Below are 22701 nucleotides of genomic sequence, written 5' to 3'. Positions count from 1 at the left end.
AAGCTTTGGCTTTTGTGCTAGAGCGTCATCACGGCATTAGTCGCGGAAGTTATTGAATTGAAACGGCTGGTTAAACTCACCGTCTTTTACCAGCGCCATGGCCGCTTGCAAGTCATCACGCTTTTTACCGGTTACGCGCACAGAGTCGCCTTGAATGGAAGCTTGCACCTTTAATTTGGCTTCTTTTAACAGCTTAACGATTTTCTTAGCAGTGGGTTGGTCAATACCTTGCTTAAAGCTGGCGGTGATGGTCGCCGTTTTGCCCGATAACACCGCAGTGCCGGTTTCCATAGAGCGAGGATCCACTTTACGCTTAGTCATTTGATTGCGCAGCATATCGATCATTTGTCGACATTGAAAATCCTCGTTGGCTTTCATCGCTACTTGCTCTTTATTGAGGGTAAAACTGGCGTCAACCCCTCTGAAATCAAAACGCGTATCCAATTCTCGATTGGCGTTATCAACCGCGTTCTTAAGCTCTACTAGGTCGAGCTCTGAAACTATGTCAAACGATGGCATAGAGGTTCCTTATTAATGGATTTCAAATTACTACTTGGCAAGACTAGCGCTAGATGAATTTGATGTCCAGATTAACCCGCCAGACCGTGACAAGGCTCAGTCCCGTGGTTATGATAGTGGGCAGTCGTTATCTAGGAAGCGTTTTCATTGATTTATCATCCTCGTGTCTATCAAACTGCATTGGTATTGGCGTTTTTATCCATCTCTTTTTTGGTGTTTTCCAAGCCTAACTATCCAGAGCTCGATATAAATCACTTTGATAAATATGGCCACATTGGTGCATTTTGGCTATTGAGCTGGTTAACCTATGCCAGCTTTCATTGGCGCTGGCCAGCGTTAGTGGGTGCCATGGCCAGTTACGCCGTGTTTATCGAAGTCATTCAATCTAAGCTGCCCTATCGCAGCGCTGAAGTGGCCGACTTTATTGCCGACATGTTTGGGGTGGTATTATTTTATGCCTCGCTGTGGCTTTATCGCCGTGTAAGGCAGGCCTAGCTCCATGCAATTCGCGATTCTAGGTTTTGGCGCCATTGGAAAGCTGCTTCATTGGCAGTTTCAACGAGCTAAGCTTAATGTGAGCGTCATTGCCAAAGCGCAACAAGCGCTACCTAACACCTATGAGCTGATCGATACCAACGGTGTCCACCACAGCGCTCATGTGAAACCGGCCCATATCCCGTCCATCGATTGTCTTATCGTCTGCACGAAGGCCTATCAAGTCGTTGATGCGCTAAAACCTTTGATAGAGCAACTACCCTCATCCTCAAGCATTGTGCTGTGTCACAACGGTTTAGGCCCTCATATCGAGGTCTGTGAGTTATTGGGTGCCGAACAGAGTTTATTGCTTGCCACCACAACTCATGGCGCGCTGACAAAAAGCTCAACTCAGGTTATTCATAGCGGCCTTGGCACCACCAAGCTCGGTCAGATAAGTGGGTCACCGCTTGCCCCCTTACTTGAACGCCAGCTCTTAGCAGGATTTGGCGCCGAGCGCTTAACCGACGACGTGTTATCCGCGGTTTGGCAAAAGCTGGTGATCAATTGCGCCATCAACCCGTTAACCGCGATTCATCGAGTGGCTAATGGTGAGCTACTTGATAAGCGCTTTAACGCTGACATAGCCGCCATTGTTGCCGAGGTTTGCCAAGTTGCCCGGGCCGATGGTATTACGCTCGACCCGCAAGCCTCACTTGAAAAGGTGTACCAAGTCATCACAGCTACGGCGTCCAACACCAGTTCAATGGCGCAGGACGTAATCGCAGGTCGACCGACTGAAATTAGCGCGATAAACGGTTATGTTTGTCAAAGAGGGACATTATTAGGGGTAACTACCCCTAATAATGACAAAATGGTGCAATGGGTCGTCAACGCGACTCGTTAAGGTCGATACACTTTTACGTTATCAAAGCCTTGCTCTGTTAGGTATAGAGCTTGCAGCTTGCTCATAACGCCGCGATCGCAATACAACAAATAGCTTTTGCTTTGATCCAAGCTTTCAAATTGACTGCCAAGCTTATAAAACGGCAGCACTTTCACCGCCACCCCATCGAGCTGCAATGGCGCTTCTTCTTGCTCTTCTGGCGCGCGAATGTCCAGTACCACGCTATTGTCATCCACCTGCGTGATGGTTTCAGCGTCTAATACTTTAGCTTGAGTTTCAGCCGCCTTGCCTATTTCTCTAATATCCATGACTTTTGCCTGCTCTAAGACTCGTTCGATTAGGTCGTCAGAAAATTTTTGCTCTTCCGCTTCTATTTTAGACAATACCGCCTTAACCGTTGGCTTTTTAGAAATAACACCACAGTATTCTGGCATCACCTTGGCAAACTGCTCTGTGCCAATTTGCTTAGCAATATCGATAATATCTTGCTTATCCATCGCCGCTAACGGGCGTAAGATTAAGGTATCGGTAGAGCGATCAATCACGTTCAGGTTGGTCAGCGTTTGACTCGACACCTGCCCTAAGCTTTCGCCGGTGACTAGAGATTGAATGCCAAATCGTTCGGCAACTTTCGCCGCTGTGCGCATCATCATCCGCTTGAGCACAACCCCCATTTGTCCAGAATCGATTCGCTCTAAAATCTCCTCAACAACCGGTTCGAACGGAATGCTGATAAAGCGAACTTTATGGGACTCACCGTATTTTTGCCAAAGGTAATATGAAACCTCCTGTACCCCGACTTCATGGGCGGCACCGCCTAAATTAAAGAAGCAGTAATGGGTGCGACAGCCCTTTTTAATCATCTGATAACTTGAAACGCCGGAATCAAAGCCACCGGACATCAGTGACAGCACGTCTTCTTGGGTTGCAATTGGAAAACCGCCAAGCCCAGGGTGCTGAGCTTTGACCAAGTAGACTTTATCCCGATCAATCTCAATTTTTACTTCAATGTCAGGATTCTTAAGACGCACGCCTAAGGCGTCAGAATGTTGATTAAGGCCACCGCCGACGTAACGCTCAACTTCGATGGAGGTAAAATCGTGCTTACCTTTACGTTTTACCCTGACGCAAAAGGTTTTGCCCGCCAGCGAGTCTGCAAATTGCTTTTGCGCAACCTGATAAATATCATCAACGCTTTCAAAGGGGTATTCCCCTACCTCGATAAAGCTTTGAATGCCCGGAATACACCCCAAGCGGTCGATGATCTTGGTTCTCACCTCAGCATCATCGTTGCGTAAATTCACTATGATAGAGTCCCACTGCTTCAACACGCGCACATCGTCGTCGACTTTTTTCAAGACGTTGCGAATGTTGGTTTCCAGCAACTTAATAAAGCGCAACCGAACCGACTTACTCTTAATGGTTATCTCTGGGTAAAGCTTAATAATGAATTTCACGGGGTTAACTCTTTCAAAAATAACGACACCCGGACATAGGGGTCAAAGTGGGCGGATTATATCAAAAGCCTTTAAAATGAGTATAGTTATGTGTCGCGTGAGTGCAAAAAGGCCCAGATTAACTCACGTTAGTCTGGGCCAAATATCACATTAACGGCTTAAAACGTGCTTTTTTAGAGCCGCCGCTTAACCTTTAAAGTAGTTATGAATTCGCTGTTCAATGCCCGCTTCATCAATTTGCAACTCAGCCTGTACCAAGTTAGTAGCACCGTGCTTGATGAACTCATCAGGCAATCCAATGGTGAGCACTGGTAAGTTGATTCCAAGCTGTTGCAAGGCTTCTAACACCGCCGAGCCTGCACCGCCAGCAATGGCATTTTCTTCAATGGTTATTAGACCTTTGTGTGAGCGCGCTAATGACTCGATTAATTCCAAATCCAACGGCTTAACAAAGCGCATGTCCGCCAAGCTTAAATCCAGTTTATCGGCAACCGTCTGCGCTTTACTCAACAGGTGACCGAAGTTCAAAATCGCGTAGTCATTGCCTTCTCGAAGTAAGCGACCTTTACCTACGGTTAATTCTTCCATGTCGTCGCTATGAGAGGCTCCGGTGCCGCTGCCTCGGGGATAACGCACCGCCGCTGGCTTACCTAACTTATAGCCCGTGTAAAGCATGTTGCGGCATTCTTTTTCATCACTTGGGGTCATGATGGTCATGTTCGGTATACAGCGCAAATAGCTGATATCAAACGCCCCTTGGTGAGTCGGGCCGTCTTCCCCTACAATGCCGGCGCGATCAATGGCAAACAGCACAGGTAGTTCCTGCAACGCAACATCGTGAATCAGCTGATCATAGCCACGCTGTAAGAAGGTCGAGTAAATAGCCACCACTGTTGGGTAACCGCAACTGGCCATCCCCGCCCCCAATGCAACCGCATGCTGCTCGGCAATGGCAGCGTCGAAGTATTGGGTTGGAAAACGACGAGAAAACTCAACCATGCCTGAGCCTTCACGCATGGCCGGAGTAATGGCCATCAGCTTAGGATCCTTTTCGGCCACATCGCATAACCACTGGCCAAACACTTGTGAATAGGTGGGTAACGACTTTGCCGCCGCCGGCTTTTTCATCTCCGACGGATTAAATTTAGGTACCGCATGCCAACCGATTGGATCCGCTTCTGCAGGGGCATAACCTTTACCTTTCTTGGTCATCACGTGCAGAATTTGAGGCCCCTTTAGTTGGCGCATGTTGCGCAGGGTATCCACTAAACCGTTAACGTCGTGACCGTCAATAGGGCCTATGTAATTAAAGCCAAGTTCCTCAAACAAGGTTCCTGGAACCACCATACCTTTCAGGTGTTCTTCGGTTCGACGGGCCATTTCTTTGATGGTGGGCAAGCCTTGCAGCACTTTTTTACCGCTCTCGCGAATGCTGGTGTACAGCTGCCCTGACATCAATCGAGCCATGTGGTTGTTTAACGCCCCCACGTTCTCGCTGATCGACATCTCGTTGTCGTTAATGATAACCAGCATGTCTTTGTGCAAATCGCCGGCGTGATTCAAGGCTTCAAATGCCATGCCGCCGGTCAATGCGCCATCACCGATGACGGCGACGGTTTTGCGCTCTTTGCCCTCTTTATCAGCGGCAATGGCCATCGCCAAAGCGGCGCTTATCGAGGTGCTGGAGTGGCCTACTGCAAAGGTGTCGTATTCACTTTCAGGAGGCCACGGAAACGGATGTAAACCATCCTTTTGGCGTATGGTAGTGATTTGCGCTCTGCGCTCGGTCAATATCTTGTGGGGGTACGCTTGATGGCCAACATCCCAAACGATTTTATCGAACGGCGTGTTATAGACGTAATGCAACGCAACAGTGAGTTCAACGGTGCCCAAGCCGGACGCAAAGTGCCCAGAGGACTGACTCACCGACGACAAAAGACAGGCTCGAAGCTCATCGGCTACTTGCGGAAGTTGCTCGCTCGATAGTTGGCGTAACTCTTGAGGAGAGTGGGCGCAATCGAGCAATGGAAAATCTGACTTTGTTTGGCTCATAAAATGGCTGCTTGTGTGCTATTGCTTTCGTTCGATGATGTACATAGCGAACGCTTCAAGAATGTCGCAATTGTACGGCAAATCTCGAACAGATGTTAGTGCTTGTTCCACCAGCTTTTGGGCAGTTTGTTGCGCTTGATCAAGTCCTAGTAATTGAGGATACGTACTTTTGTCGGATTTTAGATCAGAACCTTGCGGTTTCCCCAATTGCTCGGTATCACCAATAATATCCAAAATATCGTCATGAACCTGAAACGCCAGACCAATATTGGCACTGTATTTCCTAAATTGCGCTTGCGTGTCTGCGTTTACGTTCGCCATGATAACCGCCATCTCAACCGCGCATTCAATCAACGCTCCGGTTTTGAGTTTGTGCAGGGTCATTAAGGTATCGAGATCGATGGCCTTTCCAGTCGCGGCTATGTCCATCGCTTGTCCGCCACACATGCCGCCATAGCCTGCGGCTTTTGCTAAACATTGCACCAACGCCAGTTGCTGCTGTGCTTGCATGTGTGGGTGGGGTTCGCTGATCAACTCAAACGCTAACGATTGCAGTGCATCGCCCGCTAAAATAGCCGTTGCTTCGTCATAGGCTATGTGTACAGTGGGTTGACCACGGCGTAGCTCATCGTCGTCCATCGCGGGTAAATCGTCATGAATGAGCGAATAAGCATGAATGCATTCAACGGCCATTGCCGCCTTATCTAAAGCGGATTTAGGCACATTCAGCGCCTCACCAACGGCATACACCAAAAACGGTCGAACACGCTTTCCACCCAGCAACACACCATGGCGCATCGCATCTCTTAAGGGCGTAGGCAACGCAACCAAATTATCGATGGTGTTGGCCAGTAGGGTATTAATGTGCTGCTGCGTCGAAGCTATTTGTTGCTTGAGCTCGCTGGCGCCGATAGTCACTAAAGCCCCTCTTTATCGAAATCGGTCAGTTGGGCATCATCACCCATCAATATTGATACTTTTTGTTGCGCTTGTTCGAGACGCATTTGCGAAGTTCTTAACAGCGCAATGCCTTGTTCAAATTGCTGCAGCGCTTCATCCAGCGGAATATTTCCTTGCTCGAGATTTTGCACTATGGTTTCTAATTCAGATAGCGCTTGTTCAAACTTTATTTCGTCTTTGCTTTCGGTCACACTCAACTCCTTTTAGGGATTGGCTCAAAAGGTATCCTAAGGTCGACTAGCGGTCAACCAAAGAACAAGCGATACAGCCAGCCACGATCCAAGTCTTTACGGCATCCTTGCAGCTGTTGTGCATACTGATTAGCACGACGGTCAACGCGCTTTGACACATTCACCAGCCATGCTTTGGAGTTATAGGTGCCGCGACGGTAGCCCCCCCAACCCTCATGGTAGTTAAGGTATTGGGCGTAAGCATCCCACTTAGAGACTTTATTAACGGCATTGGTTTTATAGATGTACCAACCCATAAAATCCATGGCATCAGAAAAGTTACTGCGGCTACTCCACGAATTACCGGTTTCTTTGACGTAATCGTCCCAAGTGATGGTTTTTGCCTGAGCATAACCGTAAGCGCTACTGGCTCGGCCGATTGGAATAAAGCCCAAAAAATACTGCATGGGTGGCGCAGCATTGTGTTTAAAGCTGCTCTCTTGATACATGATGGCCATGGTTATGTGCTCGGGAGCACCCCATTTCTCGCGGGTATTTTTAGCCGCTTTATACCAGCTGCGATTTTCTTTGAAAATGGCGCATACATTTTCAGGCTCTGCTGGCGGGGGAGTGGCGCACCCACCTAAACAAACGGTCACCAACATCGCGGCAACTAAAGATTTAACTTTCGACATAGGGATTTCGTATTATTATCGGAGTATTGGTGTTAGCTAAAGCATGCCTTGAAGGGTTCAAGCTGTAAAGCGTATGGACTCATCCGTGTGAGTTAAGCGGCGCTATTGCTTGAAGATATCAACACCTTGAAACGGAAATGAAAAAATTTTAACAGCCTTGTGGAACTTTCAATAATAACCTTAGTCTTAGTAAGTGAACCGAATTTTCGTTCATCATTATCCTCCCCTTGCGGAACATAAAAGCTCCGCGTTTAACCAGAATTATCGGTACCAAGGCGACTCAGTGAGTCGCCCTTTTTTTGCCAACTATCAGTCTTGCAAACGGTTAGGGAGTGGGCTGTTGCCGTACAAAGGGTTGCTCTTGTGAGCAATGAAAGACTTCTCTTTCAACCACGACCGGCTCCCAATAACTTTGAGCCGCTTCGGTCGGCGGGAATTGCGCCACTAGGTGATAACGAATATTGGCCTGAATATCCAATTCAAAATTGATGAACTGTCGATCTTTAGCTTGCAAGGTCAACGCATCACTATCAATCAACTCAACCAACTGCAACGATACCTTGCCCGGTGGTAGCTGATACATTGGCCGCGACATAACCGGTTTACCATTAATAGCGGTCACCAACACTCGATAGTGGTTGTTTGACATTTCTGGCGTTTGATAAGCCGCAATGATACCGCAATTATTATGCTCCGAGACGGCGCTACAACCACTAAGCATTGTCAACGCAATGCTAAGAAAAATGCCAAACCTCATCCTAGTATTAACCCAGTGCCTTTTTGAAATAGTCCTTTAAAAACTCATCAAAACTGCCGTGATCTTGCTGTTCTTTGAGCAACTGCTGTTCGATGGATTGTTTTGACGCTTCCGTAAATTCTTGCTCGGTATAGCGTCGGTAACGGTAGGCTTCAAAGCGTTGATTATACTGCTTAGAAAGCGCCATAGCCCAATGGCTTTGCGGTGCATCCGCTTGCTGCAACTGACTTAATAGTTGACCCGATAGTGTTTGAGCTGGGTCGCTAACACACGGACGCCAACGAGCTAAAGCATCTTGGTAGGGTTGACGGTCGTTGTGACTGTCCAACCATTCTCCCACCTCAGCGAATTTATCAAACAACTGGGCGAGATACTGTGATAAGCCAATGGCCTGACCGTCGCGAGCCAGCGTTAATTGCGGATCTCGTCCATGGCTAATGACCTTTTGCAAATTCGCCTGAATTTCCTGTTCTTCACTCGCATCAATCGCATCGGAAGGAGTTAACAAGGCGGTTAATAAAAACAAATCCAGTAACCGTACTTGCTCTTTAGAAATACCCAAAGGTGTAAATGGGTTAACGTCTAATGCTCTAACTTCTATGTATTCAACGCCAGCGCGCGCTAACGCTTGTGAAGGTGTTTCGCTGCCCTTCGCGACTCGTTTGGGTCGTACCGGTGCGTATAATTCGTTTTCAATTTGTAAGACATTGTCGTTAAGTTGACGGTACTCGCCATCAACCTTCACACCTATCTTGGCAAACTCTTTGGAAGGCTTTCGTATGGCACGAGAAACCGTCTCTAAATAATGTTCTAAGCTGTTGTAGCTAATACCTAATTCATATTGCTCTTTATTGGTATAGCCTAAGTCACTCATTCGCAAACTGGTGGCGTGGGGCAAATACAAGGTACCGGTGCCGATGCGACTAAACTCAATATCACTGCCTTTATCACCTAAAAAGCTGGCACAAAGCGCAGGAGACGCTCCAAATAAATAGGGTAACACCCACACCCAGCGGCGATAATTTCGGATCATGTCGAAATAACCTTTTGAGCGAAATTGCTCAAGGGTTAGATCGCTGCCTTGCATGTCATGAAGTGCTTGCCACAGATCATCGCTAATAGAGAAGTTAAAATGAACGCCTGAAATGACTTGCATTGGTGCGCCGTATCTATGGGTAAGCCCCTGTCGATACAAAGTTTTCATTTTACCGGCGTGACTTTCGCCATAGTAAGCCAATGGAATTTTATCCACGTCTTTTACTTGGCAAGGCATGCTCAGTGGCCACAAATACTGCTCATCAAGTTTTGACACGGTAAACTTGTGAATGTCCCCTAAACGTTCTATCAGTTCATTAACCGATTGGGTAACCGGAGTAATGAATTCTAAAAGGGCTTCGCTGTAATCTGTGGTTATCGAGCTATGAGTTAACGCAGAGCCGAGTGCTTTAGGGTGTTCATCCATTGCCAATAAGCCGTGTTTATCGACTCGTAAGGCTTCTCGCTCAATACCACGGCTCAATACAGTGAGGGACTTACCTGCAGGATGGCGGGTCAAGTGTGACAGTGTTTGTTGCAAGGAATTCAAATGGCTAAATCTCTTCTAAGTTAGGCTCGAGCTCACTTTATCAGTTTTCCATCAGTCTCCCAAGAAAAACCGAAACGTGATAATGAAACGGGTTCATTTGTCGCCAAATGAACCCGAATAACGGCTGTGCAAGTGAGCACTGGTTGGTTACAGCTGCATTTCCTTAATCGTGAAACCTAAGGGTTGCAGGCTTTCTTGAATCACCGATTTATCGCCCACCACAATAATGACCATGTCATCCACATTAAGCTGTTCTTTCGCCAATGCATCAATCTCTAATTTGGATATATTGGCAATAATGTTGGCTTGCTGATCAATATAATCTAACGGCAGTTGATACTTTTGAATTTGGCGGATAAAGCCGGCTTTTTGATAAGCGGTTTCATATCGTAAAGCCTGCCCTTGCGCTATGGATGAGCGCATAAAGGATAACTCATCCGGTTGAATGCCAGCATCATAAAATCCACGGATTTCATTGACAAACTCGGTGATAGACGCAGCAGTGGTCTCCGTTCTTACCGATGCGCCTGCAGAGAATTTGCCTACCTCTTGGTTACCTGCAAACCCAGAACGCGCGCCGTAGGTGTAGCCCTTATCCTCACGCAAGTTCATATTGATACGACTGTTAAAGGCGCCGCCTAATGGATAGTTCATTAAGCGCGCTTTAAAATACTCTCCGGTTGCATCAAAGGGCATGGCTCGTTTGAATAGGCTGACAACCGACTGAGTCGCACCCGGTTTATCGACTAAATAGAGGGTACCACCCGCCAGTTTAGGCAAGGTCATTGGGGTTAGTTGAACCGGCTCTCCGCCCTGCCAGTCATTTAAAAACTTAAGTTTCGGCGCAATAGCTGCTTGGGAAAGATCAGAAACAATCACCACTTTAGCTTTAGCCGCTTGATACTGTTCCGCATAAAACTGCTGCACCTGCTTAACCGTCATTTTGCTCACGGTGTCCATGGTGCCTGAGGACGGTATGCCCATGATGTTATTGTCACCATAGAAAATGCGCGCCTCGGCGGTTCTTGCCATCCAATTTGGATCGGTTTGATTGTGTTGCAACCCTTGCAGTGTTTGTTGCTGCAAGCGAGCAAAGTCGTCTTTCGCAAACCTAGGTTGGTACAAGCGCTCTTGCACAATGGCAAGGGTTGCATCGAGATTTTCAGTTAAACTGGATACCCGCAACGTGCTGTTAGTGGTTCCTGCAGAAAAACTTACAGACGAGCCAAGTTTCTCCAACGCTAAAGTAAGCTCTTCAGCTGTGCGCTGTTGCGAATCTTCGGATAGCATGGCCGCTGTTAAGCTAGCAACGCCAGCTTGTTCCAGGCTTTCAAGACGGTGCCCACCTTCAAAGTAAACCAAAATTTCAGTAGTCGGCGTCTCAGAAGATTGGGTACCCATAACGTCGATACCGTTATCGAGCTTGCTGCTCCACAGGCTTGGCACGGTTAACTGAGGGTTGTCGCCAGCCGGAGGCATAATCGAGCGGTCAAAGTTATCTTTGATATCGGCTTGAGCGACCGGTTTAGCATGGGCGCCAGTCGCTACTAACGGCTGTGGTATTTCGAAGTTATCCGCTTTGGCCACCAAACTGGTGGCTCCCTCGGGCACCACGCTCATCAGCACCATAGGCTTATCTTTGATGTATTTCTCGAATACACGCATCACGTCTTGTTTGGTAACGCTATCGTAGCGGTCTAGCTCAGTTTGAATGAGGTTGGGGTTATCAAAGAAGGTTTGGTTATAGGCAAGCTTAGACACTTTACCCGAAACACTTTGCAAACCAAAAATTGTACTGGAACGAAACTGCACTTTCGCTTTTAACAGGTCATCGTCGCTCACACCCCGTTGTTCAAACTCTTTGATGGAGTTTCTAATGGCCGTTTCCATGTCGGCGAGCTTGGGTGAAACTGCTGGATTCGCCAAGGCGTAAAAAGTAAAGGTACAGGCCAACTCTCGACACGGGTGATTCGCAGCCGCTTGCACCGCCGCACCCGACTTAACCAAGTTTTTATACAAGAGCGAGGTTTTACCGCCGCCTATAATGCCTGCTAATAAATCCAGCGCCGCCTCATCTTCATGCTGAGCGTACACGGTTGGCATATTGATCATTAATAACGGCAAGTGAACCTTGTCTTCCATTGAGATATAACGATCAGCATCCAGCGTTACCATGGTTTTGGGCTGGGCATTAACTTCTGGCCCTCTTGGAATTGAGCCAAAATACTTGCTGACCCAAGCCAGCGCTTGCGCGCGTTCAAAGTCGCCACCAATGGTTAACGTGGCGTTATTAGGACCATACCAACGGGCAAAAAACTGACGTACATCGTCAACTTGTGCGGCATCTAAATCCGCAGGCCAGCCAATGACGGGCCAGGAATAAGGGTGACCTTCTGGATACAATGCGGCCGCCGTGCGTTCTCCCATTCTTCCGTAAGGGCGATTATCAATGCGCTGGTCCCGCTCATTTTTGACCGTTTCTCGCTGAACCTCGAATTTTTCTGAAGTGATTGCCGGTAATAAGAATCCCATTCGATCCGATTCCAGCCACAGCATTTTTTCCAATTGGTTTTTGGGTACGGTTTCAAAGTAGTTGGTGCGATCGGAATTGGTGGTACCGTTCATGGTGCCACCCGCTTCTGTCACGATCTTAAAGTGCTGATCGTCACCCACATGCTTTGAGCCTTGAAACATCATGTGCTCAAATAAATGAGCAAAACCTGAGCGACCAGCTTGTTCACGAGCCGAGCCAACGTGGTAGGTAACATCTACATGCACCAAGGGGTCGGAATTGTCTGCTGCTAAAATAACAGTTAGGCCATTGTCTAACTGATACTTTTCATAAGGAATCACCAATCCACCTGGGTTACTGTTAACGCTTTCAATTAACGTTATACCCTCGGGCAAATTGCTTACATCAGCGTTCGCTGAATTGTTATTGCCTGAGCACCCGCTCACTGCTGCGCCTATAAAGGCGGCCGCTATCCATAGTTTCATAACAGGTCTAAACCTCTTTCAATCAACCAAACCAATGCAGCGTTAGCGCCACAATTATGCTGTAACGAATTGTTTTACCGATTAATATCATAATGGAGCTTAGTGCAACAGGCAGTTTTAGCCAACCCGCTAAAATGCACAGTACGTCACCAATAACAGGAGCCCATGACATTAACAACGCCCAGACACCATACTGTTGCAGCCAACGAACACCCCGTTGATATTTTGCTTGTTGTAATTGCTCCGGCGTTATTTTCATGCGCCCAAGTCGGCCCAATAAATAGCTGGTCATCGAGCCTAAAGTGTTACCAAGGCTGGCCACCAGCAACAGCAACAGCGCCATATCCGGCACTCGGCTCAATAAACCAATCAACACCGCTTCCGAACCACCCGGTAATATGGTCGCCGCCGTGAATGCCGCGCTGAACATTAACCATGCCTCAACGCTCATTAAGTCCCGTAACACTGCTAAAGAACCTCATCGAATAAAAGTTTCAATTGTAACCTCATGTTTCCTAATTAAGAGTTCATCGCAAACTGTAACAAATCAAAGCCTTTCTCCGCCTATTAACCGACACCTAACCACAATACAGCAATAGCTGTCAGGAAGATTAACATACTATTAATAGGTTCCATCAAAACGGTATATGTTATAAGGTTTTCAGATGGTTTCGGTTGAGATAGACGGATAAACTGGCTCGCCTTAACGGTATTCATATTGGTTCGATAATATAAAAAGATGACATTAATGTTTGAAAAGATTTGGAAGTTGCCATTTTGGCAAAAAGTATTGCTCGGTTTTGCCCTCGGTGTGAGCGCTGGCGTAATCTTTGGCGAGCAAGCAACCGCTCTGAAACCATTAGGTGATGGCTTTATCGCACTCATCAAAATGTTAGTAGCGCCTTTGGTGTTTTTTGCCATCGCAGTAAGCTTCACTAATTTGTCTAATGGCAGCGACATAAAACGCTTGGGGTTTAAAACCGTATTAATGTTTATGTTTACGGCAACCGTGGCGTCAGTCATTGGATTGAGCCTCGGCACTTGGCTTGATCTTGGCTCCACCATGCAATTAGAAGCCGCGCAAGTAAATGAGCGTATTATCCCCAGCTTCAGTCAAATCATTATCGATATGATTCCGGTTAATCCCATTGCCGCATTAGCTGAAGGCAAGGTACTCCAAATCATTGTGTTCGCTATTTTCGTGGGACTTTCAGTAAACGCCATTGGTGAAAAAGGCGAACCTATGAAGCGTTTCATTCAATCTGGCGCCGAAGTCATGTATCAAATCACTCGATACGTGTTAAAGCTTACCCCGATTGGCGTATTTGGTTTGATGGCCTGGGTTGTGGGTGCTTATGGCTTAGAAACACTGCTGCCGTTAGCGAAGTTCATTGGCGCCATTTATTTAGCCTGTCTCATTCACATTCTGTTTGTCTACGGCGGCTTGGTTAAATTCGTGGCAAAACTTAATCCGATTACGTTTTTCAAGAAAGCGTTTCCGGCTCAAATTGTGGCGTTTACGACGGCCTCAAGCTATGGCACCTTGCCAATGTCCAATAAGTGCGTAACCGAAGGCATGGGCGTATCTAAGCAATATTCAAGCTTCGTACTGCCGCTGGGCGCCACCATGAATATGGACGGTTGCGGAGGTATTTACCCTGCCATTGCCGCAATTTTTATCGCCCAGTTATATGGCATCGATTTAGCGTGGACAGAATATTTGCTTATTATGGTTACCGCCACGGTTGCCAGCATCGGCACTGCGGGCGTCCCTGGCTCAGCCATGGTAATGCTCACCGTTACCTTAAATGCAGTAGGACTGCCGTTAGAAGGCATCGCCTTTATTGCCGCCATCGATCGTATTATCGATATGATACGTACTGCCACTAACGTAACCGGTGACATGATGACCGCTGTGGTTGTAGGAAAATCCGAGGGATTGGTCGATGTTGATGTATTTAACGGCGACCTGCTCAACCAAGATGGACAGGGTGATATTAAGCAAACCCATTCACAACCGCAGGCATAATCGTTAAGCTAAAACAATGGTTGGAAAAGGCCCCAACGCAGGGGCCTTTTAAGTTTTTGAGGTGATACGTGTCGAGACTGTTTTTAATTCCGTTAGCCATTGCCCTACTTTGGACCTTGTATCTTTTGGCTAACGGTTGGAACTTAAAGCAAGGGTTAAAAGGGTACCGTTACATTGCCATTGCAACGGCCTTCTTTGTCGCTTTCTTTACCTTGCTGCTGTGGTTAACGAAGTAGCGTTTACCCAAGAACAGCAAGTAAGATCCCCGCTGCTACCGCAGAGCCTAACACACCAGCGACGTTGGGTCCCATTGCGTGCATCAACAAGAAATTCTGTGGATTGGCTTCCAGCCCAACTTTATTAACCACTCGCGCCGCCATGGGCACTGCCGACACCCCGGCTGCGCCTAATAAAGGATTAATTTTGCCGCCACTTAAGCGGCTCATTAACTTAGCCATCAATACCCCAGAGGCGGTACCAATGGCGAACGCAACCGCACCTAAACCTAAAATACCTAAGGTTTCGATGTTCAAAAACTTATCGGCAGACAGCTTAGAGCCTACCCCAAGCCCTAAAAAGATGGTAACGATATTAATCAGTTCGTTTTGAGCGGTTTGCGACAGGCGCTCCACCACACCAGATTCTCGCATTAGGTTACCCAAACAGAACATGCCAACCAATGGAGTTGCTGCTGGTAAAAACAAAATGGTGGCCAACAACACGGCTAACGGAAACAAGATCTTTTCAGTTTTCGAGACTTCTCGCAGTTGCTCCATTTTAATTTGGCGTTCTTTTTCATTGGTAAGCGCCTTCATAATTGGGGGTTGTATGATGGGCACCAACGCCATGTAGCTATATGCTGCAACCGCTATGGCCCCAAGTAAGTCAGGACTCAGCCGCGATGCCAAAAAGATGGCGGTTGGGCCGTCAGCACCGCCAATGATGGCAATGGCTGCAGCATCTTGCAGACTGAACTCGAAACCAGGAACCAAGTTCAAGCCAATGGCACCAAGCAAGGTCGCGAAGATACCAAATTGAGCCGCCGCTCCTAACAACAACATTCTTGGATTGGCAATGAGCGCACCAAAGTCGGTCATGGCACCAACACCCATAAATATCAGCAGCGGAAATACCCCAGTTTCAACCCCCACATGATAGATGTAATACAGCACGCCTCCGGGATCGGTAAAGCCGGCATTAGGTATATTGGCTAAAATCGCACCAAAGCCCATGGGCAACAGTAATAAGGGTTCAAAGCCTTTAACAATGGCTAAGAAAAGCAAACCACAGCCAATGGCTATCATGAAAATTTGCCCTAGCTCAAAATGCGCAATACCCGTTTCGGCCCAAAAAGCCGCTAATCCTTCCATGCCTGTCACCTATCCAATGTTTAACAGGGCATCGCCCACTTTAACCGCATCACCTTCTTTAGTGATGACTTGAGCCACCTCTCCAGAACGCTCAGCGCGAATCTCAGTCTCCATTTTCATGGCTTCCATAATGATGACCAAATCACCCTGCTCGACCTGTTGTCCAGCCTTAACCAACACCTTAAAAATGTTTCCTGCCAAAGGCGCGGCCATGGTGGTCGCATTTTGAGCAGCGGCCGGAGTCGCGGTTTGTGCAGGGGCGGTTGCTACAGGCGCATTCACAGTCGGTGCCACTATGGGTTGAATGTCCGCTAAGCTTCCCTCGGGTCCAACACTCACCGAATATGTTTGACCATTAACCACCACATCATAGGTTTCAGGGCCTTGTGTTGTGGCCGCTTGATTGACATTGGAAGCTGGTGTGCTGTTGACCGGAGCGGGCTCGAACGCCTCTGGATTATCGCGATTGGCTAAGAACTTTAACCCGATTTGTGGAAACAGTGCGTAGGTCAAAGTATCGTCTTCTGGATTATCCGATAGTCGTATGCCTTGAGCGCTTGCTTTTTCAGTGAGCTCGGCGGTTAACGATTCAAATTCCGGCGATAATCGGTCAGCAGGTCGATAGCTAATGGCTTGTTCACCTTTTAGAACTCGCTGTTGCAAAGCGGCATCTACCGGCGCTGGGGTAGCGCCATACTCACCTTTTAATACACCTTCCGTTTCTTTGGTGACCGACTTATAACGTTCACCCGTTAATACGTTTAACACCGCTTGAGTGCCCACAATCTGAGAAGTCGGTGTCACCAATGGGATATAGCCCAAATCCTTTCGCACACTGGGTATTTCAGCCAACACGGCGTCCAGTTTGTCGGCTGCCCCTTGCTCTCGCAGTTGATTTTCCATATTGGTGAGCATTCCACCGGGTACCTGAGCGGTTAATATTCGTGCGTCGATCCCCTTCAACCCACCTTCAAATTGGGCGTATTTTTGTCGAACTTTGCGAAAATAGGCGGCAATTTCTTCCAACAAGGCCATGTCGTAGCCAGTATCTCGCTCGGTACCTTCCACAATCGCGACCATGGTTTCAGTGGCGGAGTGACCATAGGTTTGACTCATTGAGCTGATGGCCCCGTCCAAGACATCGACACCCGCCTCAATCGCTTTTTGATAGGTAGGACCGCTTAAGCCTGTGGTAGCGTGGCAGTGCAGCGCCAAAGTTAATCCCGTTTGCGCTTTTAACTGGCTGATGAGTTCATACGCGTCAAACGGCTTTAATAGGCCTGCCATGTCTTTAATACAAATAGAGTCACAACCTAAGTCTTGCAAGCGCTTGCCCATGTCTAGCCAAGCGTCTAAATTGTGAACCGGTGATGTGGTGTAGGAAATGGTGCCTTGTGCATGACCACCAACCTCTTTAACCGCTGCAAGCGCCTGTTGCAGATTGCGAACGTCATTCATGGCATCAAAGACTCGAAATACCTCAACGCCATTGTCAAACGCTCGCTCGACAAATTTATGAACCAAGTCATCAGCATAGTGACGATAACCCAATAAATTCTGGCCTCTTAATAACATTTGTTGAGGCGTGTTAGGCATGGCTTTTTTCAGTTCACGAATGCGCTCCCAGGGATCTTCTCCTAAATAGCGAATACAGGCGTCAAACGTAGCGCCACCCCAGCTCTCAGCAGACCAAAATCCCACTTTATCGATGGTAGGTGCAATGGGTAACATGTCTTCGATTCGTAATCGAGTAGCGAGTAAAGACTGATGCGCGTCGCGCAAGGCCAGCTCAGTTAATGCTAATGGCTTATTCATTTACAACAACTCCATTGTTCTTGTTTTTCTTAAAAGCGATTGGGTTAAGTGCGATTTCGGTAATGCGCGATGGCAACAGTAATAGCCGCAACGGTATCAGCGCCAGGCTGTAATTCACGGTTTACGCATACTGATGATTCAATAGTGGGTTGTTTTTGCGGTGCAAACTTCCAAGCGATGACCGTTATCGTGCCAATTAATAGGCTTAGAAAGATGAACACTAGGCCCATTCCTAAAAGCATCAAGGATCCCGCTTGTGCTAATAGCTCTGAGATGTCATTCACAATAACTCCTTGTGGGGGCTTGTTAGTCGAGTTCTCGCCCAATTTTTAGCCAACAAGTTAACAAAGATGCAAACAAATGCCAAGAATTTGTCAATTGGTATTACCAATTTTAATGTTCGCCTCGTCTTCGTTGAAAAATTCAATGATTTCAAACAAAAGCCATTGGTGGTACTCACTTCCGGTTAGTTCGTTGGAATAAAACAAGTACAAAAGCTTGTTATCTGAGGGCATACCGGGGCTGAGGTTTATGGTTTTTATGCCATCCGGTAGTGTGCTCAAAGAAACGATGGGGAAAAAGCCATCGGACTGTCGCAATGCACTAAAGCAGGTCAACATACTGTCTGATTTAAGTAGCACTTGCGGTTCAAGCCCTTCACGAAGTATTAAATCTTCAGCCGTTTGAAAACTCGCGCGCCAATCTGGACTGCGCAATCCAATCAATGGATATTGAGCGATGTCCCTTAAGGTAACCTGCTCTTTCGCTAATAAAGGGTGGTTGTCTCTTACACAGATTAAATAAGGCTTTTCAGGCAATTGGTGCTGGCGCACGCTCTTAGATAGCATTAACGGCCCAAAGCCAATGGCCGCGTGTAACTCACCCGTCAGCAAAGCTTTTTCTGTCTGCCAACTCCAATCCATTAGCTCAAAACTGGCATTAGGTGCCTGCATCAATAAGCGGTTAAACAAGGGGGTACCCACGGCATGTGATAAGGCCGACGTAATTCCGATTTTAACTTCTGTGGTGAGGGTTCTGGGATCAAATCTATCGTGTTGATTAAACAAGCCATCGAGAACCAACTTAAGTTGCGGCAGCTGCTGTGATATTTCAAGGCAACGTTGGGTAGGGATCAGTCCATGACGTTGGCGAGTAAACAAGGGATCATCGAACGCATCCCGTAAACGCTTTAACGAATGACTGACTGCGGACTGACTGATATGCAGCAACTCCGCCGCAGCGCGAGTGTTCTTGGTTTCAATGAGCACTCTGAGTACTTTCAATAAATTGTAATCGAAATTTGGGTGGGCCATGAGTCGCTCATCTATTCAGTTAACTCATCATGATATTAATAAAATTAATTTCTAATATCTACTAACTTCATTTAACTAATATCAATAGCTGCCGTATTATCAGCGGCAACAAGTTACCTGTTGTAGGTAATTAAACCTTCACGTTTCGAAAGGACGGTATTAAGCATCATGAAAATTCATCCTTCGTCATTAGAGTTTGAACAATTACCTTCGGTGTATCCGCTATTGGATTCCGTCGGTTTTATGTGGTTCGTCATCCTAGTCACACTCGGCATCGTTATATGGTGCATTGCTAAGTTATGGCAGGTGCACAGTATTCCTAAGAAGCTGGCTAAAGAGCGCGGCATGAGCCAGGCAAGCTTAGTTTTTTGGCTCTGTATCATGGGGCTTTTTGTTAAACCCTTATGGATTATCGCGGTGCTCATCATAGTGACCGACTGGGACAAAATTCAACAATGGATTAAAGGAGCGCAAGCATGAAAGAGATAATGCTGCCCTATGTGCTTATTTGCTGGTTACTGTTTCGTTTTGGTGTGTTAGCCAAGACACCAAAAAACTATGTCACCACGGTGGGCATTGGGATATTTTTGGCGTATTCGTTATTTGCAGCGCATCGTCTGTATTCTCCGGTTGACCTCACCGGCTCGACCACGGTTAAAGCGCCCCATGCTGTGTTATCTCCGACCTTTGGTCAACACATCGACACCGTGTATGTTGATCATAACCAAGTCGTTAAGAAAGGAGATGTGCTTTATACCCTAAAAGACGACCAGGTGAGCGGTGCTATTGCTGAAATAAAAGCCGCTCAAAATGAAGTTCAAAAAAGCATAGAAGCCAAAAAGGTTGAAATTGCGCAAGCTAAGCGTGATTACAAACGCAACGCCAACTTAGATGATCACGTCAGCATCCAAGACCTCGAAGCCTCTCAAGACGACGTTGAGATCTTTAAAGCTGAGTTGGAAGTACTTAAAGCGAAATACGATGGTCTCTTGGCGAAAGAGCAAACTCAGCAATTCGAATTGGATAGATTAACCGTAACCGCGCCCTTCGACGGCATGGTAACCCATATCTATATAGCTGATGGTTCCAGAGTAGGCTCACTGCACCTTTGGAAAACCGACGCTAAGTTTGTTGAAGTGCGCATGCCCGATCAGGCATACCGCAATCTCAATAAAGGGCAATTTTCGGAATTCTATCTAGACGCGTATCCTGGTGAAGTGTTTAGAGCTCGTGTGCATTCTATTGTCGATGCCACCGGTGAGTCTCAAGGAAGCATAATCCCAACAGAGCAAGCGGTTTCGACTCACGTTCAGCGAGGTGCTCCAAGTTTAGGACGCACAGTTATCCTTGAACTGGACGAACAGACCATGGCCATGCTGCCAATCGGAGCAACCGGTTCCGCATGGATAAGCGCAGATAAACCATACAGCGCTTTGGGTTTTCTCGACATCATTGGTGCAGCAACGGTTCGACTGGCATCGGCTAAATCTTATCTCAACGCTCTGTAATCCATCAATACATTGGCGCTGCTTCAGCGCCAATCTTCCCCTCTTTGTCATTGCAGCGAAACTAACTTTTGATTAACATCATGGGTAAAACAGGCAGCAATAGAGATGCATTGAGGAATTATGCGCACTTGGTTTATATGGATAGTAATCAGCGCGATGATGGTAAGCGGTTGCAGCAGCACCTTATCCCCACAGGAGGCTAGCCAAGCTCGGCAAAATATCACAGCCGACGTAACCCAGCTCAAGCAATCCCTATCCCAACACGTTCCCGACATCCAACAGCAAACCGCTCAATCCTACGCTTATTTAGCGACCTTTATGTCACGCTTTAAAGCCCCAATCGTTGGCGCAGGAAAAGGCATAGGCGTTATCTATAATAATCAAACCCACACCACAACCTACGTAAACATTAACCGCTTTGATTTAGGCGCTGGGCTTGCTTATGGCCACTACCAAGCCTTGACATTGTTTGCTAACGAGCAGGAATTGCAGGAATTTCTTGACGGTGGCTATAAGGCAGGCTTTACCAACGAAACCCATGGCCTAGATAACGATGAAGTTGGCGAGGGCAGTTACCAGATTACCGGAGACTGGCCTTATAAAACCTATGTTTATCACGTTGATGACCAAGCGGTCGTTGGCACCTATCAATTTCGAACGTTATCGATAAATAAAGAATTAACACAAACCGCCGTCGGGGAAGCGAGGGTTGCCAATAAAGTCAACAAAGATAATGAGCGAGAAGCGCTGCAATGGCACCGAGCATTGCCATTTTTCGCCCAAGATGTTGTTGATAAGGGCTATGACCTGCCAAACCCTTATGGCGTTAGCTTGATCTATGCAGAGACCAAACAAACGATGACCATAACCGAGTTAGAAGCCGGCTTTAGTTTTTGGGACCGTGGGCGCATTCCAATGATGTTTGTTACCTTTGATAATAATTCGTCCCACTCGAGGTCACCGCAACTAAAAGTCGATGCCTGGCTATTTCCGTTCATGAATCTTTTTGCCAGCGTAGGTAAAGTATCAGGTACGGCTCACATTGAATTTGAGCTCGATGGTAATGACTTAATTGATCAAATTGGACTCGAGTGCAAACCCTTCCCACCACAACCGCTTTGCCAAAAACTTTACGATTTTTTGAAAGACGGATCGGTTCATGTACCACTTGACGTTGATCTTGATGGTTATAACTACACATTAGGTACCGTATTAGCCGCAGGTTGGAATGACTTCTTTATCGCCGTCCCAGTATCTTTCAGTTACATAGAAATGGACAAAGCTAATGCCCAAGAATTGGTCTTAAATGCGTCCGCTCGTATTGGCAAGCAATTTAGCTGGAGTCGCGGCCACAGCATCGATGGCTATATTGGCGCCAGCTACTTAGACAGCGACTTAACTTTAATCGGTAAACACTATTTACCCGTTGGTGAGCCTAACGAGTACATCGACTATAAAATACGACAAGAAAATATCGATAAGTGGATGATGCTAGTAGGGGCGAATTATAACTTCAACAAAGTGTGGTCGATATCCGCTGAAATCGGCTATAAGAGCAGTGATAAACAACAATTTATCTCGTCACTTAATTATCGATTTTAACTAAAGGGCTTTCCTGCCCTTTTGTCGACCCTCTTCTCGGGCTCTCATCCCATCACCGATACAAAAAAACCGCCCTAACGGACGGTTTATTTGTATGGCGGTGAAGGAGGGATGATTCAGCGACGTCCTGTCGCTGCCCCTGCGGGCGCCTGCGGCGATTCAAAAGGGCTTTCCTGCCCTTTTGTCGACCCTCTTCTCGGGCTCTCATCCCATCACCGATACAAAAAAACCGCCCTAACGGACGGTTTATTTGTATGGCGGTGAAGGAGGGATGATTCAGCGACGTCCTGTCGCTGCCCCTGCGGGCGCCTGCGGCGATTCAAAAGGGCTTTCCTGCCCTTTTGTCGACCCTCTTCTCGGGCTCTCATCCCATCACCGATACAAAAAAACCGCCCTAACGGACGGTTTATTTGTATGGCGGTGAAGGAGGGATTCGAACCCTCGATAGGGCTACAAACCCTATACTCCCTTAGCAGGGGAGCGCCTTCAGC

21 protein-coding genes are annotated in these 22701 nt (G+C 47.2%); 7 read left to right on the top strand and 14 right to left on the bottom strand.

What is annotated here, in order from left to right; all coding sequences use genetic code 11:
• Positions 1-36 precede the first annotated feature (36 nt).
• On the bottom strand, positions 37-519 hold the full coding sequence (locus tag CLC91_RS10950) for a YajQ family cyclic di-GMP-binding protein (RefSeq protein ID WP_095498809.1): 483 nt from the start codon (positions 517-519) through the stop codon (positions 37-39).
• A gap of 147 nt (positions 520-666) precedes the next feature.
• On the opposite strand from CLC91_RS10950, the gene CLC91_RS10945 reads away from it, so the two are divergent.
• Together CLC91_RS10945 and CLC91_RS10940 are read left to right on the top strand one after the other, a co-directional pair.
• Positions 667-1014: a VanZ family protein gene (locus CLC91_RS10945; protein WP_095498808.1), complete on the top strand. Its 348-nt coding sequence runs from the start codon at positions 667-669 to the stop codon at positions 1012-1014.
• A gap of 4 nt (positions 1015-1018) precedes the next feature.
• Positions 1019-1900: a ketopantoate reductase family protein gene (locus tag CLC91_RS10940; RefSeq protein WP_095498807.1), complete on the top strand. Its 882-nt coding sequence runs from the start codon at positions 1019-1021 to the stop codon at positions 1898-1900.
• Here CLC91_RS10940 and thiI read toward each other — a convergent pair.
• From thiI to CLC91_RS10895, 9 genes are all read right to left on the bottom strand, one after another.
• Positions 1897-3357, bottom strand: coding sequence for a tRNA uracil 4-sulfurtransferase ThiI (gene thiI / locus CLC91_RS10935; protein WP_095498806.1), 1461 nt, complete (start codon positions 3355-3357; stop codon positions 1897-1899). The two genes, CLC91_RS10940 and thiI, sit on opposite strands and share 4 nt — an antisense overlap.
• Positions 3358-3543: 186 nt before the next feature.
• Positions 3544-5409 (bottom strand): 1-deoxy-D-xylulose-5-phosphate synthase, encoded by a 1866-nt coding sequence (gene dxs / locus CLC91_RS10930; RefSeq protein WP_095498805.1) that lies wholly within the window; start codon positions 5407-5409, stop codon positions 3544-3546.
• 18 nt (positions 5410-5427) lie between these two features.
• Positions 5428-6327, bottom strand: coding sequence for a (2E,6E)-farnesyl diphosphate synthase (gene ispA / locus CLC91_RS10925; RefSeq protein WP_269844430.1), 900 nt, complete (start codon positions 6325-6327; stop codon positions 5428-5430).
• Complete coding sequence (gene xseB, locus CLC91_RS10920) at positions 6327-6560, bottom strand: exodeoxyribonuclease VII small subunit (RefSeq protein ID WP_095498804.1); 234 nt, start codon at positions 6558-6560, stop codon at positions 6327-6329. The genes ispA and xseB overlap by 1 nt, the downstream gene beginning before the upstream one ends.
• Positions 6561-6613: 53 nt before the next feature.
• On the bottom strand, positions 6614-7234 hold the full coding sequence (locus CLC91_RS10915) for a transglycosylase SLT domain-containing protein (protein WP_095498803.1): 621 nt from the start codon (positions 7232-7234) through the stop codon (positions 6614-6616).
• A 325-nt stretch (positions 7235-7559) separates the two neighbouring features.
• Positions 7560-7955 carry a hypothetical protein gene (locus CLC91_RS10910; protein WP_125828489.1) on the bottom strand — a complete coding sequence of 132 codons (396 nt, stop codon included), beginning with the start codon at positions 7953-7955 and terminating at the stop codon, positions 7560-7562.
• 43 nt (positions 7956-7998) lie between these two features.
• Positions 7999-9576, bottom strand: a complete 1578-nt coding sequence (gene gshA, locus CLC91_RS10905; RefSeq protein WP_095500441.1) for a glutamate--cysteine ligase — start codon at positions 9574-9576, stop codon at positions 7999-8001.
• A gap of 147 nt (positions 9577-9723) precedes the next feature.
• Positions 9724-12573 (bottom strand): M16 family metallopeptidase, encoded by a 2850-nt coding sequence (locus tag CLC91_RS10900; RefSeq protein WP_095498800.1) that lies wholly within the window; start codon positions 12571-12573, stop codon positions 9724-9726.
• Between the two features lie 22 nt (positions 12574-12595).
• Positions 12596-13024: a YqaA family protein gene (locus tag CLC91_RS10895; RefSeq protein ID WP_095498799.1), complete on the bottom strand. Its 429-nt coding sequence runs from the start codon at positions 13022-13024 to the stop codon at positions 12596-12598.
• Between the two features lie 297 nt (positions 13025-13321).
• Between CLC91_RS10895 and CLC91_RS10890 the strand changes: the two genes are divergently transcribed.
• Both CLC91_RS10890 and CLC91_RS15040 read left to right on the top strand, forming a co-directional pair.
• Entirely contained in the window at positions 13322-14602 is a 1281-nt protein-coding gene (locus tag CLC91_RS10890; protein WP_095498798.1) for a dicarboxylate/amino acid:cation symporter, read from the top strand.
• 68 nt (positions 14603-14670) lie between these two features.
• Complete coding sequence (locus tag CLC91_RS15040) at positions 14671-14838, top strand: hypothetical protein (protein ID WP_179287559.1); 168 nt, start codon at positions 14671-14673, stop codon at positions 14836-14838.
• Positions 14839-14841: 3 nt separating this feature from the next.
• Here the strand turns inward: CLC91_RS15040 and CLC91_RS10885 are convergent, their stop codons facing one another.
• The 4 genes from CLC91_RS10885 to CLC91_RS10870 all read right to left on the bottom strand — a co-directional run bounded on the left by CLC91_RS10885 (position 14842) and on the right by CLC91_RS10870 (position 19100).
• Positions 14842-15972 carry a sodium ion-translocating decarboxylase subunit beta gene (locus CLC91_RS10885; protein WP_095498797.1) on the bottom strand — a complete coding sequence of 377 codons (1131 nt, stop codon included), beginning with the start codon at positions 15970-15972 and terminating at the stop codon, positions 14842-14844.
• Between the two features lie 9 nt (positions 15973-15981).
• The gene (gene oadA, locus CLC91_RS10880; protein ID WP_095498796.1) at positions 15982-17787 is read right to left on the bottom strand and encodes a sodium-extruding oxaloacetate decarboxylase subunit alpha; all 1806 of its coding nucleotides are present in this window, start codon (positions 17785-17787) and stop codon (positions 15982-15984) included.
• Between the two features lie 44 nt (positions 17788-17831).
• Positions 17832-18071, bottom strand: coding sequence for an OadG family protein (locus CLC91_RS10875; RefSeq protein ID WP_095498795.1), 240 nt, complete (start codon positions 18069-18071; stop codon positions 17832-17834).
• Between the two features lie 90 nt (positions 18072-18161).
• Positions 18162-19100, bottom strand: coding sequence for a LysR family transcriptional regulator (locus CLC91_RS10870; RefSeq protein ID WP_095498794.1), 939 nt, complete (start codon positions 19098-19100; stop codon positions 18162-18164).
• 168 nt (positions 19101-19268) lie between these two features.
• Here CLC91_RS10870 and CLC91_RS10865 point away from each other — a divergent pair, with 168 nt between their 5' ends.
• From CLC91_RS10865 to CLC91_RS10855, 3 genes are all read left to right on the top strand, one after another.
• On the top strand, positions 19269-19580 hold the full coding sequence (locus CLC91_RS10865; RefSeq protein ID WP_095498793.1) for an Mg2+ and Co2+ transporter: 312 nt from the start codon (positions 19269-19271) through the stop codon (positions 19578-19580).
• Positions 19577-20608 carry an HlyD family secretion protein gene (locus tag CLC91_RS10860; protein WP_095498792.1) on the top strand — a complete coding sequence of 344 codons (1032 nt, stop codon included), beginning with the start codon at positions 19577-19579 and terminating at the stop codon, positions 20606-20608. The genes CLC91_RS10865 and CLC91_RS10860 overlap by 4 nt, the downstream gene beginning before the upstream one ends.
• Positions 20609-20728: 120 nt before the next feature.
• Positions 20729-22210 (top strand): lipid-binding SYLF domain-containing protein, encoded by a 1482-nt coding sequence (locus CLC91_RS10855; RefSeq protein WP_143812010.1) that lies wholly within the window; start codon positions 20729-20731, stop codon positions 22208-22210.
• Positions 22211-22701: the final 491 nt, after the last annotated feature.

This window comes from Paraferrimonas haliotis, assembly GCF_002282895.1.
In the GTDB taxonomy this organism is placed as follows: Bacteria; Pseudomonadota; Gammaproteobacteria; order Enterobacterales; family Shewanellaceae; genus Paraferrimonas; species Paraferrimonas haliotis.
The sequence above is the reverse complement of the archived record's forward strand: the minus strand, read 5'-3'. Positions and strand labels throughout refer to the sequence as shown.

Excerpts from the sequence above, each read along its gene's own strand:
- CLC91_RS10950 (WP_095498809.1), bottom strand. The coding sequence starts at position 519 with ATGCCATCGTTTGACATAGTTTCAGAGCTCGACCTAGTAGAGCTTAAG.
- CLC91_RS10940 (WP_095498807.1), top strand. The coding sequence starts at position 1,019 with ATGCAATTCGCGATTCTAGGTTTTGGCGCCATTGGAAAGCTGCTTCAT.
- dxs (WP_095498805.1), bottom strand. The coding sequence starts at position 5,409 with ATGAGCCAAACAAAGTCAGATTTTCCATTGCTCGATTGCGCCCACTCT.
- CLC91_RS10915 (WP_095498803.1), bottom strand. The coding sequence starts at position 7,234 with ATGTCGAAAGTTAAATCTTTAGTTGCCGCGATGTTGGTGACCGTTTGT.
- CLC91_RS10910 (WP_125828489.1), bottom strand. The coding sequence starts at position 7,955 with ATGCTTAGTGGTTGTAGCGCCGTCTCGGAGCATAATAATTGCGGTATC.
- CLC91_RS10900 (WP_095498800.1), bottom strand. The coding sequence starts at position 12,573 with ATGAAACTATGGATAGCGGCCGCCTTTATAGGCGCAGCAGTGAGCGGG.
- CLC91_RS10895 (WP_095498799.1), bottom strand. The coding sequence starts at position 13,024 with ATGAGCGTTGAGGCATGGTTAATGTTCAGCGCGGCATTCACGGCGGCG.
- CLC91_RS10890 (WP_095498798.1), top strand. The coding sequence starts at position 13,322 with ATGTTTGAAAAGATTTGGAAGTTGCCATTTTGGCAAAAAGTATTGCTC.
- CLC91_RS10885 (WP_095498797.1), bottom strand. The coding sequence starts at position 15,972 with ATGGAAGGATTAGCGGCTTTTTGGGCCGAAACGGGTATTGCGCATTTT.
- oadA (WP_095498796.1), bottom strand. The coding sequence starts at position 17,787 with ATGAATAAGCCATTAGCATTAACTGAGCTGGCCTTGCGCGACGCGCAT.
- CLC91_RS10870 (WP_095498794.1), bottom strand. The coding sequence starts at position 19,100 with ATGGCCCACCCAAATTTCGATTACAATTTATTGAAAGTACTCAGAGTG.
- CLC91_RS10865 (WP_095498793.1), top strand. The coding sequence starts at position 19,269 with ATGAAAATTCATCCTTCGTCATTAGAGTTTGAACAATTACCTTCGGTG.
- CLC91_RS10860 (WP_095498792.1), top strand. The coding sequence starts at position 19,577 with ATGAAAGAGATAATGCTGCCCTATGTGCTTATTTGCTGGTTACTGTTT.
- CLC91_RS10855 (WP_143812010.1), top strand. The coding sequence starts at position 20,729 with ATGCGCACTTGGTTTATATGGATAGTAATCAGCGCGATGATGGTAAGC.